Origin of the sequence: Streptomyces sp. NPDC001902 (assembly GCF_042891295.1) — a bacterium.
GTDB lineage: Bacteria > Actinomycetota > Actinomycetes > Streptomycetales > Streptomycetaceae > Actinacidiphila.
Genome location: NZ_JBIATA010000043.1, coordinates 51,220 through 65,154, shown reverse-complemented (window position 1 = coordinate 65,154; position 13,935 = coordinate 51,220). Strand labels below are relative to the sequence as shown.

The window sequence follows — 13,935 nt, the reverse complement described above, 5'->3', positions numbered from 1 at the left end:
GACCCGCACGTCCACACCCGAGTCGCGCAGCGACAGCGCGTGCGCGTGCCCCTGGCTCCCGTAGCCGATGACCGCGACCTTGCGGCCCTGGATGATGGACAGGTCGGCATCGTCGTCGTAGAACAGCTCGGCCACTTCGGGTCTCTCCTTGGTGATCTGGGGGGTTGCCCACACACTACGTCCGCGGGCGGAATCAAGTTTTACGGTCTCGCTATGCGGTCCGGTCGAGGGCGCGCAGGGAGCGGTCGGTGATCGAGCGGGCGCCGCGGCCGATCGCGATCGTGCCCGACTGCACGAGCTCCTTGATGCCGAAGGGCTCCAGCATCTTCAGCATGGCCTCGAGCTTGTCGGCGCCGCCGGTGGCCTCGATGGTGACCGCCTCGGGCGAGACGTCCACAGTCTTGGCGCGGAACAGCTGGACGATCTCCACGATCTGGGAGCGGGACTCGTTGTCGGCGCGCACCTTCACCAGGACGAGTTCGCGCTGGACGGCGGCGGAGGGCTCCAGCTCGACGATCTTCAGGACGTTGACCAGCTTGTTCAGCTGCTTGGTGACCTGCTCCAGCGGGAGCTCCTCGATCACGTTCACCACGATGGTGATGCGGGAGATGTCGGCGTGCTCGGTGGTGCCGACGGCGAGGGAGTCGATGTTGAAGCCGCGCCGGGAGAACAGGGCGGTGATCCTGGCCAGGACGCCGGGCTTGTTCTCCACCAGGACGGAGAGCGTGTGCTTGGACATGTCGCGTCGTTCCTCTGCTTCTCTCTCGGTCCTCAGTCGTCCGCGGCGTCGCCGAAGTCGGGGCGGACGTCACGGGCGGCCATGATCTCGTCGTTGGAGGTGCCGGCGGCGACCATCGGCCACACCATGGCGTCCTCGTGGACGATGAAGTCCACGACGACCGGGCGGTCGTTGATGGCGTTGGCCTTCTCGATGACCTCGTCCAGCTCGTCGGGGGACTCGCAGCGCAGGCCGACGCAGCCCATGGCCTCCGACAGCTTGACGAAGTCCGGGACACGGGTGCCGGCCGGCGGGGTCTGGCTGACGCCCTGGTGGGAGCCGCGGCCCGCGTTGGTCTCACCGGCGTGCAGGACGGTGTTGGAGTAGCGCTCGTTGTAGAAGAGCGACTGCCACTGCCGGACCATGCCCAGGGCGCCGTTGTTGATGATGGCGACCTTGATCGGGATGTTGTTCAGCGCGCAGGTGACCAGCTCCTGGTTGGTCATCTGGAAGCAGCCGTCGCCGTCGACCGCCCACACCGTCGCGCCGGGCCGGCCGGCCTTGGCACCCATGGCCGCGGGGACGGCGTAGCCCATCGTCCCGGCGCCGCCGGAGTTGAACCAGGTGTTGGGCCGCTCGAAGGAGATGAACTGCGAGGCCCACATCTGGTGCTGGCCGACGCCGGCCGCGAAGAGGGTGCCCTCGGGGGCCAGCTCGCCGATCCGCTGGATGACCTGCTGCGGGGACAGGCTGCCGTCGGCGGGCAGGTCGTAACCGAGCGGGTAGGTGTCGCGCAGCCCGCTCAGCAGCTTCCACCAGTCCGCGTAGTCGCCGCGGCGGCCCGCCTCGTGGTCGGCCTGGACGGCGACGATCAGGTCCGCGATGACCTCACGGGCGTCACCCACGATCGGCACGTCGGCGACGCGGTTCTTGGAGATCTCGGCCGGGTCGATGTCGGCGTGCACGATCTTGGCGTACGGGGCGAAGGAGTCGAGCTTGCCGGTGACGCGGTCGTCGAAGCGGGCGCCGAGCGCGACGATCAGGTCGGCCTTCTGCAGGGCCGCGACGGCGGAGACCGAGCCGTGCATGCCGGGCATGCCGACGTGCTGCGCGTGGCTGTCGGGGAACGCGCCCAGCGCCATGAGGGTGGTGGTGACCGGGGCGCCGGTCAGCTCGGCCAGGATGCGCAGCTCGCCCGTGGCGCGGGCCTTGAGGACGCCGCCGCCGACGTACAGCACGGGGCGCTTGGCCTCGTTGATCAGCCGGGAGGCCTCGCGGATCTGCTTGGCGTGCGGCTTGGTGACCGGGCGGTAGCCGGGCAGGTCGGCGGTGGGCGGCCAGGAGAACGTGGTCTGCGACTGCAGGGCGTCCTTGGCGATGTCGACCAGGACCGGGCCGGGGCGGCCGGTGGAGGCGATGTGGAAGGCCTCGGCGATGGTGCGCGGGATGTCGTCCGCGTTGGTGACGAGGAAGTTGTGCTTGGTGATCGGCATCGTGATGCCGCAGATGTCCGCCTCCTGGAAGGCGTCGGTGCCGATCGCCTTGGAGGCCACCTGGCCGGTGATCGCCACGATGGGGACCGAGTCCATGTGGGCGTCGGCGATCGGGGTCACCAGGTTGGTCGCGCCCGGGCCCGAGGTCGCCATGCAGACGCCGACCTTGCCGGTGGCCTGCGCGTAGCCGGTGGCGGCGTGGCCCGCCCCCTGCTCGTGCCGGACCAGGACGTGGCGCACCTTCGAGGAATCCATGAGCGGGTCGTACGCGGGAAGGATCGCACCACCCGGGATGCCGAACACCGTGTCGGCACCGACCGCCTCAAGAGAACGAATGAGGGACTGGGCGCCCGTGACGCGCTCGGCGGGAGTGGGCTGCGGCGCGGCGCCGCGGGCCCGCGGCTGCGGGTGGTGGGCCCCGGTGGCCTGCTCGGTCATCTGGTTCTCATCTCTCAGGAGTTTGAGGGTGGAGAGGGCGGTATGTCTGGATCCCAGGCAACAAAAAACCCCTCGTGCCGGCAGGCAAGCGAGGGGAGCGCGTCGGTGCGTTCCACGAGGCGGTCAGGGGCCCCGGGTCAGCCGACGCGCTTTCCAAGTACGAGAATTCGGGTGCGCATGGGACTGACCTTCCTCCTCGCGAGCAGGGAGTGTCAAGCGGGTGGGACGGGCGTCTCATTATTTGAGCGTAGCTCGTCCGCCTTACGTGTGCCGCGCACGGAGATCCGGCTGCTGCCGAGCGGGACCGGCCCACCGGGCACCGGGTAGCCCCCGCGGGTCAGCGAGGAGCGCAGCCGGTGCTCGTCCAGCGGCCCCGAGAATGCCATGCCCTGGCCGTGGGTGCAGCTCATCTCACGCAGGACCAGCACCTGCTCGGGACGGTCCACGCCCTCGGCCACCGAGCGGATCCCGAGGTCCTCGGCGATGCGCAGCAGCCCCGCGGTGATCTTCCGCAGCCGTGGTGACTCCACGACGCCCTCGGTGAGCCCCCGGTCCAGCTTGAGCACGTCGACGGGGAGCCGTCGCAGCGCGTTCATGGGCGCGTAGCCGCTGCCGAATCCCTCCAGGGAGATGCGCACCCCGAGCCGGCTCAGCGCGGTCAGCCGTCGCTCCAGCTCGTCCAGGGAGATCCGCGGGTCCTGGTCGGCGATCTGCAGGACGAGGCAGTCCGGTGGCAGCCCGTGCCGTTCGAGCAGGGCCTCGACGTCCTTGGTGGGCAGCTCGCGGTGCATCAGGCGCCGGGTGGACAGCCGTACGGCGACGGGGACCGGGCAGCCCGCGGCGCGGCGCAGCGCGGCCTGGCCGACCGCCTCCTCCAGCAGCCAGCGGGCCAGCTGCGCGGTGCGGTCGGTGTCCTCCGCGACCCGCAGGAACTCCGCGGGGGTGAAGAGGATGCCCTGCGCGGAGCGCCAGCGGGCCTGCGCCTCGACCGCGGTCACCTCGCCGGTGCCGAGGTCGACCACGGGCTGGTGGAGCAGGGCGAACTCGCCGTCCCGCAGGGCCGTGCGCAGCCGCCCCGCCAGCTCGGCCCGGCGCACCACCTCGGCCTGCATGGCGGGCGCGTACATCTCGACCCGGCCCTTGCCGGCCTGCTTGGCCCGGTACATCGCCAGGTCGGCGTTGCGCAGCAGCTCGCCGGCGCTGACCCCGGGGTCGGCGAAGGCCACGCCGATGCTGGCGGCCACCCGGACCTCGGTGCCGTCCACCCGGTACGGCTCGGAGAGGGCGGCGCGGAGCCGGTCGGCGACCTCGTGGACCTGGTACTCGCGCAGATGGCGGTCGGCGCTGGTGCCGCAGATGAGGGCGGCGAACTCGTCGCCGCCCAGGCGTGCGGCGGTGTCGCCGGCGCGCACCGAGTCCCGCAGGCGCCGCGCCGCCTGGACGAGGAGTTCGTCGCCGGCCTGGTGGCCGACGGTGTCGTTGACCGCCTTGAAGCCGTCGAGGTCGATGAAGAGCACCGCCGTGGTGCCGGTGTCGCCGTCGCCGGCCCGGCGGCCGCCGATCGCCTGGCGGATCCGTTCGGTGAACAGGGCCCGGTTGGGCAGGTCGGTGAGCGGGTCGTGCGAGGCGTTGTGCTGCAGCTGGGCCTGGAGCCGGACGCGCTCGGTGACGTCCCGGCTGTTGAAGATCAGGCCGCCCTGGTGGCGGTTGACGATCGACTCGACGTTGAGCCAGCTGCCGTCACCGTGCCGTATGCGGCACTCGATGCGGGTGGCGGGCTCCTCGGCCGCGTGGGCGGCCAGGAAGCGGCGCACCTCGTGCACCACCCGGCCCAGGTCCTCGGGATGGATGTGGGTGGCGAACTCGGTGCCGACCCACTCCTCGGGGTCGCAGCCGTACACGCCCTTCGCGGCGGGGCTCACGTAGCGCAGCACGCCGGTCGGCGAGGCGATCATGATGACGTCGCTGGAGCCCTGCACGAGCGACCGGAAGTGGTTCTCCTTCTGGGCCAGCTCCTGGGTGAGGGCCATGTTGTCCAGAAGCATGATCCCTTGGCGCACGACCAGGGCGAGCACCACGGTGCAGCCGGTCAGGAGCACCACCCGGTCGCTCTTGCGACCGTCGATGACGTTGTAGAGGATGCCGAGCACGCAGACCGCGGCGGCCAGGTACGGGGTCAGCGCCGCCAGTGAGCCGCTCACCCGGCGGCCCTGCTCCTGTTGCCGTTCGGCGGTCGCCCGCTCCGCGGCCACCCGCTCGCCGACCCAGGGGGCGTAGGCGAGCAGCATGCTGCCGGCGAACCATCCGGCGTCCAGGATCTGGCCGGAGCTGTAGTGCTCGCGCAGCAGGGGCGAGGTGAACAGCGCGTCGCACAGCACGGTCAGGGCGAGGGAGGCGATGGCGGTGTTCACCGCCGCCCGGTTGGCCGAGGAGCGCCGGAAGTGCAGCGCCAGCACCATGCTGACGAGCATGATGTCCAGCAGCGGGTACGCCAGGGACAGGGCGATGCGCGCGGTGCTGCGCCCCTCCCACAGGGCCGTCTGGGCCAGGGCGAGGGTCCACGAGAGGGTCAGCAGGGAGCCGCCGATCAGCCAGGCGTCCAGTCCGAGGCAGACCCAGCCGGCCCGGGTGACCGGCCGCTTGGCGAGCACCAGCAGCCCGATGATCGCGGGAGGGGCGAAGAGCAGGAAGCAGAAGTCGGCGACCGAGGTGCGCGGCACGTCGTCGCGCAGCACGACCTCGTACCAGCCCCAGATGCCGTTGCCGAGCGCGACCATGGCGGAGGAGACGGCGAACAGCGCCCACGCGGGACGGTACCGGTCGGCGGGGGCCCTGTGGACGTAGACCAGGCAGGAGACGGCCGCGGCCAGCGCGGCCACGGAGAGCCCGAAGTCGCCCATGACCAGGGCCAGCCCGGTGGATCCCCAGCCGAAGGCCGATCCGATGGCGTAGCCGCCGCAGAGCACGGCCAGCAGCATCTGGGGCAGCAGGCCGGTCCGGTTGCCCGGCGCGGACGCCTGCGAGAGGACCGCACCGGGCGCGCTCACGGCGTCGTCCCGTGACGCCGTGAGCGTCCCCGGCACGGTGTGCTGTGGTCCAGCGTCGGATGCTCTCTCCATTGGCCGTACATCGCCCGTCGCCCCCCATCAAGTCCTGAGTCGTCCCACGCCCGTTCGCAGCTCGCCGAGCCACGCCGGTCGTGTTCCCCCAGTGCGGGACGATACACCAGTTCAGTCACTCAGGGACATAGTTCCTCTACACAGCGTGACCACGCGTAGCGTCCTGCCCCACGCGTGGGGCACCCGGTGCCACGGCGCGGTCAGGTGGTCATGACGACGTTCGCGAGGTCCTGGCCGGCCGCGAAACGGCGGAGTTGCTCGCGGAGCAGCCGCTTGGCCCTGGGCAGGAACGCGGAGGTGCTGCCGCCGACGTGCGGGCTGATCAGGACGCCCGGGGCGTGCCACAGCGGGTGCCCCGGAGGCAGCGGCTCGGGATCGGTGACATCGAGTGCCGCCTGGAGGCGGCCGGCCTCCAGCTCCCCGAGGAGCGCCTTGGTGTCCACCACGGGTCCGCGGGCGACGTTCACCAGCAGGGCCCCGTCCTTCATCCCGGCCAGGAACCGCGCGTCGGCCAGATGGCGGGTGTCCGCGGTGAGCGGGGTCGACAGGACGACCACGTCCGCCTCCGGCAGCAGCCGCGGCAGGTCCCCCAGGGCGTGCACGGGGCCGCGCGGGGAGCGCCGGGCCAGCCGCGCGACCCGGGTGACGTGGCATTCGAAGGGGGTGAGCCGGTCCTCGATGGCCGCGCCGATCGATCCGTAGCCGACGATGAGCACGTGCTTGTCGGCGAGCGCCGGGTAGAAGCCGGCGTGCCATTCCTCGGCGTCCTGGCCGCGTACGAAGCGGGGGATGCCCCGCAGGGCCGCAAGGGTGAGGGTGACGGCCAGCTCGGCGGTGCTGGCCTCGTGCACCCCGCGGGCGTTGCACAGCCGCACGCCCGGCGGGAGCTGCCGCAGGTAGGGCAGGACGTGGTCGACACCGGCGCTGAGGGTCTGCACCACACCGACCCCGGACATCCGGGGCAGCGGGCGGCCGGCGACCTCAGGGCCCTTCATGTAGGGCACGACGTAGAACGCGGCGTCGGCCGGGTCGGCCGGGAACTCCTCGGCACCGTCCCAGAAGAGGTAGTCGAGCTCTGCGGGGAGCCCTTCGACGTCCGTTGCGGGGATCGGGAGCCAGACCGTGGGGCGGTGGTTCCGGGTGATGTCAGCCATGGTCAGGAGGCTATGGCACAGTGGGGCGGCGCGAGAGGTCAGCGGAGGTCAGCCAGGTGGAGTGCAGGACGGTCGGATCGGCGGCTCTGGAGGTGGGCGCCGTCGGCCTGGGATGCATGCCGATGAGCTGGGCGTACACGGCGTCCCGGCAGGACGGCGAATCGTCACTGCGGGCCGTGCACGCGGCGGTCGACCACGGCACGACGCTGCTGGACACCGCCGACATGTACGGGCCGTTCACCAACGAGCTGCTGCTGGGCCGGGTGCTGAAGGAGCGTCGCCGGGAGGTCTTCGTCTCCACCAAGTGCGGACTGCTCGTCGGTGAGCAGCACCTGGTGGCCAACGGCCGTCCCTCGTACGTGAAGCGGGCCTGCGACGCGTCGCTGCGGCGGCTGCAGACGGACGTGATCGACCTCTACCAGTTGCACCGGGCCGATCCGGAGGTCCCCGTCGAGGAGACCTGGGGCGCCATGGCGGAGCTGGTCGCGGCCGGCAAGGTGCGCGCGCTGGGGTGGTGCGCGGTGGGCGCGCGGGCGGCCCGGCGCCCGGGTGCGGGCATATACGACGAGACACTGCGGCAGTTGCGCCGCGCCCAGCAGGTCTTCCCGGTCAGCTGCGTGCAGGCCGAGCTCTCGGTGTGGTCGCCCGAGGCGCTGGCGCAGCTGCTGCCCTGGTGCACGCAGCGCGGGGTCGGGTTCATGGCCGCGATGCCGCTCGGCAACGGCTTCCTGACGGGCACGCTCACCCCCGGACAGGGCTTCGAGCCGGATGACGTACGGGCCCGCCATCCCCGGTTCACGGCCGAGATGATGGCCGCCAACCAGCCGATCGTCGCGGGACTGCGCCGGGTCGCCGAGGTGCACGGTGCGACCCCCGCGCAGGTCGCGCTGGCCTGGGTGCTCGCCCAGGGGCCGCAGGTCGTGCCGATCCCCGGGGCCAAGCGGGAGCGGTGGACGGTGGAGAACGCCGGCGCCGCGGAACTGCGCCTGTCCGACGAGGACTTCGCGGAGATCGCGGCGCTGCCGCCGGCCCGGGGTTCCTGGGACTGAGGTCGACACCGGGACCAACGGGACCAACGGGACCACCGGGGCCACCGGGGCCGGAAGCACCCGAGGGACCTGCGGGGAGGGCGACGGGAAATCCACGGCATGCGGCGGGAACCGTGAAGGGCCGGGCGGTGTAGTGAGGGATGTGATGTTCTTGGAGTCCGAGCCGGAGAACCCCCGGGAGGGAAGCGTGCGACGCCGTGCCGCCGTCGTGACCGCCGCGCTGGCCGGTGCCGCGCTGCTCGCCACCGGATGCTCCTCGGACGGTGGTTCCGCCCCGGCTCCCCCGGGCTCCGCCGCCACGCGCTCGTCGGCGCCGCCCTCCGGGGGCGGCGACGGGCCCTCGGCACCGGCGAAGGGCACGGCCGAGGTGACCGGCACCGTCGCGACCGGGCTCACCACCCCGTGGGGCGTGGCCGTGCTGGCCGAGGGCGATCTGCTGGTGGCCTCCCGGGACACCGGCCGGGTCGTCCGGGTGGCCGCCGGCAGCGGCCGCACCACGCAGGTCGGCACGGTGCCCGGGGTCTCCTCGGGCGGCGAGGGCGGCCTCCTGGGGCTCGCCGTCTCGCGGGACTTCGCGACCGACCACCTGGTGTACGCCTACTTCACCACCGCCTCGGACAACCGCATCGCGCGCATGCTCTACGACCCGGCGAAGCCGGCCGGGGAGCAGCTGGGCGCCCCGGACACGATCCTGCGCGGCATCCCGCACGGCGCCATCCACAACGGCGGGCGGATCGCCTTCGGCCCCGACGGCATGCTCTACGCGGGCACGGGCGAGAGCGGCGACCGGGGCCTGGCGCAGGACAAGAAGTCCCTGGGCGGCAAGATCCTGCGGATGACCCCCGACGGCGAGCCGGCGCACGGCAATCCCGAGGCGGACTCCGTCGTCTACTCCTACGGGCACCGCAACGTGCAGGGCCTGGCCTGGGACGGCCAGGGGCGGCTGTGGGCCGCGGAGTTCGGGCAAAACACCTGGGACGAGCTGAATCTGATCGAGCCGGGGAAGAACTACGGCTGGCCGGTCGTGGAGGGCCTCGCCCATCGCGACGGCTACGCGGACCCGATCGCGCAGTGGCGCACCGACGACGCCTCGCCCAGCGGCATCGCCTACGCGGACGGCTCGATCTGGATGGCCTCGCTGCGCGGCGCCCGCCTGTGGCGGATCCCGCTGGCCGGTACGAAGGCCGCGGCCGACCCGCAGGCGTTCTTCGTCGGAGAGTACGGCCGGCTGCGCACCGTCGTCACCGATCCGGACGGCGGTCTGCTGCTGACCACCAGCAACACCGACGGCCGCGGCGAGCCCCGCAAGGGCGACGACCGGATCCTGCGGCTGCGGGTGAGCTGATCCACGACACCTTGGGGGTGCGATGTTCAACGCGCTGGACGAGCTGTTCGCGCCGGGCCGCAGGCACGCCGAGGACGAGCGCAACCGCCTGGAGCTGGTGCGCGACGAGGAGAGCGACGCGGATCCGGGCCGGGGCCCCGTCGACCTGGACTCGGGCACCGTGCTGATACGTCCGCCGCGGGCCGGCACCTAGCTGTATTGATCACGAGCGTTGTCGACACCGGTCCGGGCTTGATCAAAGCGAAGACCTCCGGTGTGGTGGAGCTGTCTAGGACTGCACCACACGGAGGTCTTCGTGTCCCACCGTAATACCCGGCTGACCGTTCACGGCAGGCGGCTGCCGGTCGAACGTGTCTGCACGGGTCGCCCTGTCACGCATGTGGCCGCCGAAATGGGCATCTCCCGCGCCACCGCCCACAAATGGGTCCGCCGCTGACGAGCCGAGGGGCGAGGCAGGCCTCGCCGACCGCTCCAGCCGGCCCCGCACCACACCGCATCGAACCCCGGCGGCCGGTTCAGCCCGGCTGCCCGGCGAACAGCCGCAGCCGGTGGGCGAGCGCGGCCGCCTCGCCGCGGCCCGAGACACCGAGCTTGGCGAGGATGTTGGAGACGTGCACGCTCGCGGTCTTCGGCGAGATGAACAGCTCCTCGGCGATGCGGCGGTTGGTGTAGCCGGCGGCGACCCGGCGCAGCACCTCCCGCTCGCGCGCGGTCAGGCCGAAGGGCTCCGGTTCCCCGGCGGCTTCGGGCGCGGCGGCCTCCTCCGGTTCCTCCAGCACCAGCCGGCCCCGCCGGGCGAGCAGCCGGACGGCGTCGCGCAGCGGGACGGCCCCCAGGGAGTCGGCGACCCCGCACGCCCCGCGCAGCAGGGCGGCCGCGCGGTCGCGGGCACCGGGATCGTGCCGGGCGAGCAGGGCCTCGGCCTGCCGGAGCCGTATCAGGGCGAGCGGGTACGGGCGGTCGAGGGCGGCGAAGGCCTCCCCGGCGGCGGCCCAGGGTCCGGGGTCGGTGCTCCCGTCGGCGCGCAGCAGTTCGGCCTCGACCAGCAGGGCGTGGGCGGCCCACACCGGTGACAGCCGGGGCAGCCGGCCGGCCGCCTTGCGGATGAGGGCGAGCATCTCGGGGCGGCCGGCCTCCGCGCCCGGCAGCCCCAGCGCGTCCGCCTCCACGGCGGCCGCGGTGTGCAGCATGGGCCAGACGTAGCGGTGGAACGCGGACGGGAACCCCGCCTCCAGCGCGGCGCGCACCGCGGCCCGCGCCTCCAGGAAGCGTCCGCGCCCGGCGGCGACCGCGATGGTCAGATGCCGCAGCGGCAGGGTGTTCTGCGGCTGGTGGTCCCGGGGGCCCAGATGGTCCCGGGCGGCGGCGACCTCGGCCTCGGCGTGGTCGTACTCCCCGCGCAGCACGGCGAGATGGGCCAGCAGCGTCGCGGCCCAGCCGAGGTACAGGGCGTGGTTGGTGTTCTCCCGGCCGCGGACGGCGACCTCGGCCGCCTCGTCCCAGCGGCCGAGGGCGAGCAGGGACTCGGCCTGGTTGGCGGAGGCGAAGGTGGCGCCGTCGCGCAGCCCGTGGCGGGTGGCGCCCTCCACTCCCCGGCGGGCCACCGCGATCGCCTCCTCCGAGCGGCCCACGGCCTCCAGCAGGGCGGCGAGGTTGGCGTCGGCGTTCACCGTGAGGTTGCCGTACCGGGCGGCGGCGGCCCGTTCGCGGGCGGCCTCCAGCTCGGCGATGCCGGCGTCGGCGTCACCTGTGTCGGCGAGCAGGATGCCGAGGGTGACCCGGGCGTGGAGCTCCGTCTCCTCGGCACCGACGAGCCGGGCCAGTTCGATGGCGCGCTCCGCCGTGGTGATGCCGTCCGGCCCCGGGTCGTGCATCATCGCCCACCCGGCCACGCTCTCCAGCACCTCGGCGTGGACCGGGGACGGCGGCAGCCCGCGGACGAGTTCCTGGGCCTCGGCGATCTCCGCCCAGCCGTCGCCGCGGCCCATCGCGACCATCAGCCGGGAGCGCTGGATCCAGAACCAGGCGGCGCGGAGCGGGTCGCCGGAACGCTCCAGCAGGCGCAGCGCCCGCTTGGTGACCTCGTAGGCGCCCTCGCGGTCGGCGCTCAGGCGCGCGGCCACGGTCGTCTCGGCGAGCAGGTCCATGTACTGCAGGGGCTTGCTGCCCGGGTCGCAGCCGCATGGGGGGAACACCTCGACGTAGTCGACGGGCCGCAGTTCCTCGCGGACCTCTCCGGGGGTGTCGTCCCACAGCTCCAGGGCGCGTTCGAGCAGCCGGTGCTGTTCGGCGTAGGCGTGCCGGCGCCGCGCTTCGACGGAGGCCCGCAGCACGGCGGGCAGCGCCTTGGCGGGCTCGTGGGCGTGGTACCAGTAACTGGCCAGCCGGGCCGGGAGTTCGTCGGCGGGCACCAGAGTGGGGTCGGCCTCCAGGGCCTGCGCGTAGCGGCGGTTGATGCGGCTGCGCTCGCCGGGCAGCAGGTCGTCGCCGACGGCCTCACGGACCAGCGAGTGCCGGAAGCGGTAGCCGTCGCCGTCGTCGGTGGGGAGCAGGATCTTGGCGCCCACGGCGGAGCGCAGGGCTTCGATGAGTTCGTCCTCACCGAGCCCTGCGACGGCCTCCAGCAGCCGGTACTCGACGGCGGAGCCGCCCTCGGCGACGACGCGGGCGACGCGCTGCGCGGTCTCGGGCAGTGTCTCGACCCGGACGAGCAGCAGGTCGCGCAGGCTGTCGCTGAGGCCGGTGCGGCAGCCCTGGGTGATGCTGCAGGCGAGTTCCTCGACGAAGAAGGGGTTGCCGTCGGAACGGCCGAAGACCCGGTCGACCATGCTCGGCGAGGGCTCGGAGTCGAGGATGCCGGCCACCTGGGCGCGGACCTCGCCGCGGTTGAACCGGGACAGCTCCAGGCGCACCACGGAACGCATCCGGTCGAGCTCGGCGAGGAAGGGCCGCAGCGGGTGGCGCCGGTGGATGTCGTCGGAGCGGTAGGTGGCCAGGACGACGAGCCGGCCGCGGGAAAGCGAGCGCAGCAGGTAGCCGAGGAGTTCGCGGGTCGAGCGGTCGGCCCAGTGCAGGTCCTCGAGGGCGACGACGAGCGTGCGCTCCTCCGACAACCGTTCCAGCAGCCGCGAGGTGAGCTCGAAGAGCCGGGCGCGGCCGTGCTCGTCGCGCTGGTCGGCGAGGGGGTCGGGGCCGTCGGCCCCGCCCAGGCCGGGCAGCAGGCGGGCGAGTTCGCCCTCGCTGCCGGCGGCCGCGGCGACCAGTTCGTCGCCGAACCTGCGGTGCAGGGCGCGCAGGATCGTCGCGACGGGGGCGAACGGCAGCCCGTCCGCGCCGATCTCCACGCAGGCGCCGACGGCGGTCACGGTCCCCGGTCCGTCCTGCGCCGCGGCGAGGAACTCCTCGACGAGCCGGGTCTTGCCGACGCCGGCCTCGCCGCCGATCACCAACGCCTGCGGCTCGCCCGCGTGAGCGCGGGCGAGCGCGGAGGTGAGGCGGGTCAGTTCGCGGGTGCGGCCGACGAACACCGGGCTGACCGACTGGTTCTGCACGGTCCCGAGCATCGCACGGGGCCCTGACGGCGCGGTACCGGTTTGCACCGGCACCACGGTGCTCATCCGGCGGCCCTCGGCCGCCGGGTGACCCGGCCGGCCCTCCTTCCGTGCCGCCTTCCCTCGTCCTGGTCGGCGGCGGCCACGCGCCGGCCGCCTGCGGTGCGGGCGGCCTCGCGGGCGGCCTTGCGGGCCTGGTGCGCCAGGCGGTACTCGGCGGCCTCGCGCAGCAGTTGCTCCGTGCGTTCGCGGCCCAGCAGTTCGTGCGTGTACATCTCGTGCTCCTCGGGATCGGGACCGATGGTCCGGAGTCGTTCTCCGTGCCATCAGCCTCGTCCCCAAGGGGGGTGGGGCACATCGGGCAACCGCCCAGGCTTCGGGGGTGCGGATGCCTTAGGCCGCGCGGCGGACCGCTCAGGTCCTCAGGGCCGCGCGGCCTGCCTCCTCAGAGGTCTCAGCCGCCGGACGAGACCGGGGCCTCGGCCACGCTCGGCAGCCCGCCGAAGAGGTCGAACCACGTCCCGAGGGCGACGCACAGCCCGAGCGCGCCGAGGGCGAGACCGCCCCAGGCGACGGCGCGCACCCACGGTGCGGCGTTCCGTCCGGCGAGCAGCACCGCGCCGAGGACGACGATGGCGATCAGCGCGCAGACGCCGTTGACGGCCGCCGTGGTGTGCCAGGGGCCGCCGTATATCTGCTCGATCTGCTGGGCGGCGCTGCCGGAGGAGGTGTTGATCTGGCCGACCAGCTGCCGCCGCTCGGCCAGGACGGTGCCCAGCCAGGTGCCGGTGAGGGACGCGAGGCCGAGGGCGGCGCCGACGACCGCCGCGGCGCCCGGCACGACCCCGGCGGGGCGGGGGGCGTCCGGCGTGTCAAGGGTGTCCGGCTCGTCGAGGTCGTCGGCCTCGTCGAGGTCGTCAGGCGTGTCGAGGTCGTCGGGCGCGGGCGGTCCGGCGTCGGGCGCGGGCGCCGACGTCGCGCCGTCGTCCTCGGCCCGGTCGAGCTCGGCGTCCGCGGCGCGACCGTCGGCTGCCGCCCCGTGGGTCTTGGTGGTCTCCATGGTCGGCA

10 protein-coding genes and 2 pseudogenes are annotated in these 13,935 nt (G+C 73.2%); 4 read left to right on the top strand and 8 right to left on the bottom strand.

All coding sequences use genetic code 11. The annotated features are described in order from the left end of the window. From ACFYYN_RS41055 to ACFYYN_RS41035, 5 genes and pseudogenes are all read right to left on the bottom strand, one after another. Window positions 1-135: pseudogene (locus ACFYYN_RS41055) on the bottom strand (ketol-acid reductoisomerase); the annotation flags it as partial. Window positions 136-211: 76 nt separating this feature from the next. Further along, a complete protein-coding gene (gene ilvN, locus ACFYYN_RS41050) occupies window positions 212-739 on the bottom strand; it encodes an acetolactate synthase small subunit (RefSeq protein WP_400802304.1) in 528 nt (175 codons plus the stop codon). Between the two features lie 32 nt (window positions 740-771). Continuing rightward, the gene (locus tag ACFYYN_RS41045; RefSeq protein ID WP_500330467.1) at window positions 772-2,649 is read right to left on the bottom strand and encodes an acetolactate synthase large subunit; all 1,878 of its coding nucleotides are present in this window, start codon (window positions 2,647-2,649) and stop codon (window positions 772-774) included. Between the two features lie 212 nt (window positions 2,650-2,861). Beyond that, window positions 2,862-5,696: a putative bifunctional diguanylate cyclase/phosphodiesterase gene (locus tag ACFYYN_RS41040; RefSeq protein WP_500549862.1), complete on the bottom strand. Its 2,835-nt coding sequence runs from the start codon at window positions 5,694-5,696 to the stop codon at window positions 2,862-2,864. A gap of 272 nt (window positions 5,697-5,968) precedes the next feature. Next, complete coding sequence (locus ACFYYN_RS41035; protein ID WP_500330464.1) at window positions 5,969-6,922, bottom strand: 2-hydroxyacid dehydrogenase; 954 nt, start codon at window positions 6,920-6,922, stop codon at window positions 5,969-5,971. A 56-nt stretch (window positions 6,923-6,978) separates the two neighbouring features. On the opposite strand from ACFYYN_RS41035, the gene ACFYYN_RS41030 reads away from it, so the two are divergent. The 4 genes and pseudogenes from ACFYYN_RS41030 to ACFYYN_RS41015 all read left to right on the top strand — a co-directional run. Further along, window positions 6,979-7,971, top strand: a complete 993-nt coding sequence (locus ACFYYN_RS41030) for an aldo/keto reductase (protein WP_499514154.1) — start codon at window positions 6,979-6,981, stop codon at window positions 7,969-7,971. 145 nt (window positions 7,972-8,116) lie between these two features. Beyond that, window positions 8,117-9,316: a PQQ-dependent sugar dehydrogenase gene (locus ACFYYN_RS41025; protein WP_500549861.1), complete on the top strand. Its 1,200-nt coding sequence runs from the start codon at window positions 8,117-8,119 to the stop codon at window positions 9,314-9,316. Between the two features lie 22 nt (window positions 9,317-9,338). After that, a complete protein-coding gene (locus tag ACFYYN_RS41020; protein ID WP_500549860.1) occupies window positions 9,339-9,509 on the top strand; it encodes a DUF6191 domain-containing protein in 171 nt (56 codons plus the stop codon). 102 nt (window positions 9,510-9,611) lie between these two features. Continuing rightward, a pseudogene (locus ACFYYN_RS41015) lies at window positions 9,612-9,825 on the top strand (leucine zipper domain-containing protein); the annotation flags it as partial. Window positions 9,826-9,831: 6 nt separating this feature from the next. On the opposite strand, the gene ACFYYN_RS41010 reads toward ACFYYN_RS41015, so the two are convergent. The 3 genes from ACFYYN_RS41010 to ACFYYN_RS41000 form a co-directional block, all read right to left on the bottom strand. Then, window positions 9,832-12,879 (bottom strand): helix-turn-helix transcriptional regulator, encoded by a 3,048-nt coding sequence (locus ACFYYN_RS41010; protein WP_500549859.1) that lies wholly within the window; start codon window positions 12,877-12,879, stop codon window positions 9,832-9,834. 50 nt (window positions 12,880-12,929) lie between these two features. Beyond that, window positions 12,930-13,142 (bottom strand): hypothetical protein, encoded by a 213-nt coding sequence (locus ACFYYN_RS41005; protein ID WP_500549858.1) that lies wholly within the window; start codon window positions 13,140-13,142, stop codon window positions 12,930-12,932. A 179-nt stretch (window positions 13,143-13,321) separates the two neighbouring features. Next, window positions 13,322-13,927 carry a hypothetical protein gene (locus ACFYYN_RS41000; protein ID WP_500549857.1) on the bottom strand — a complete coding sequence of 202 codons (606 nt, stop codon included), beginning with the start codon at window positions 13,925-13,927 and terminating at the stop codon, window positions 13,322-13,324. Window positions 13,928-13,935 lie beyond the last annotated feature (8 nt).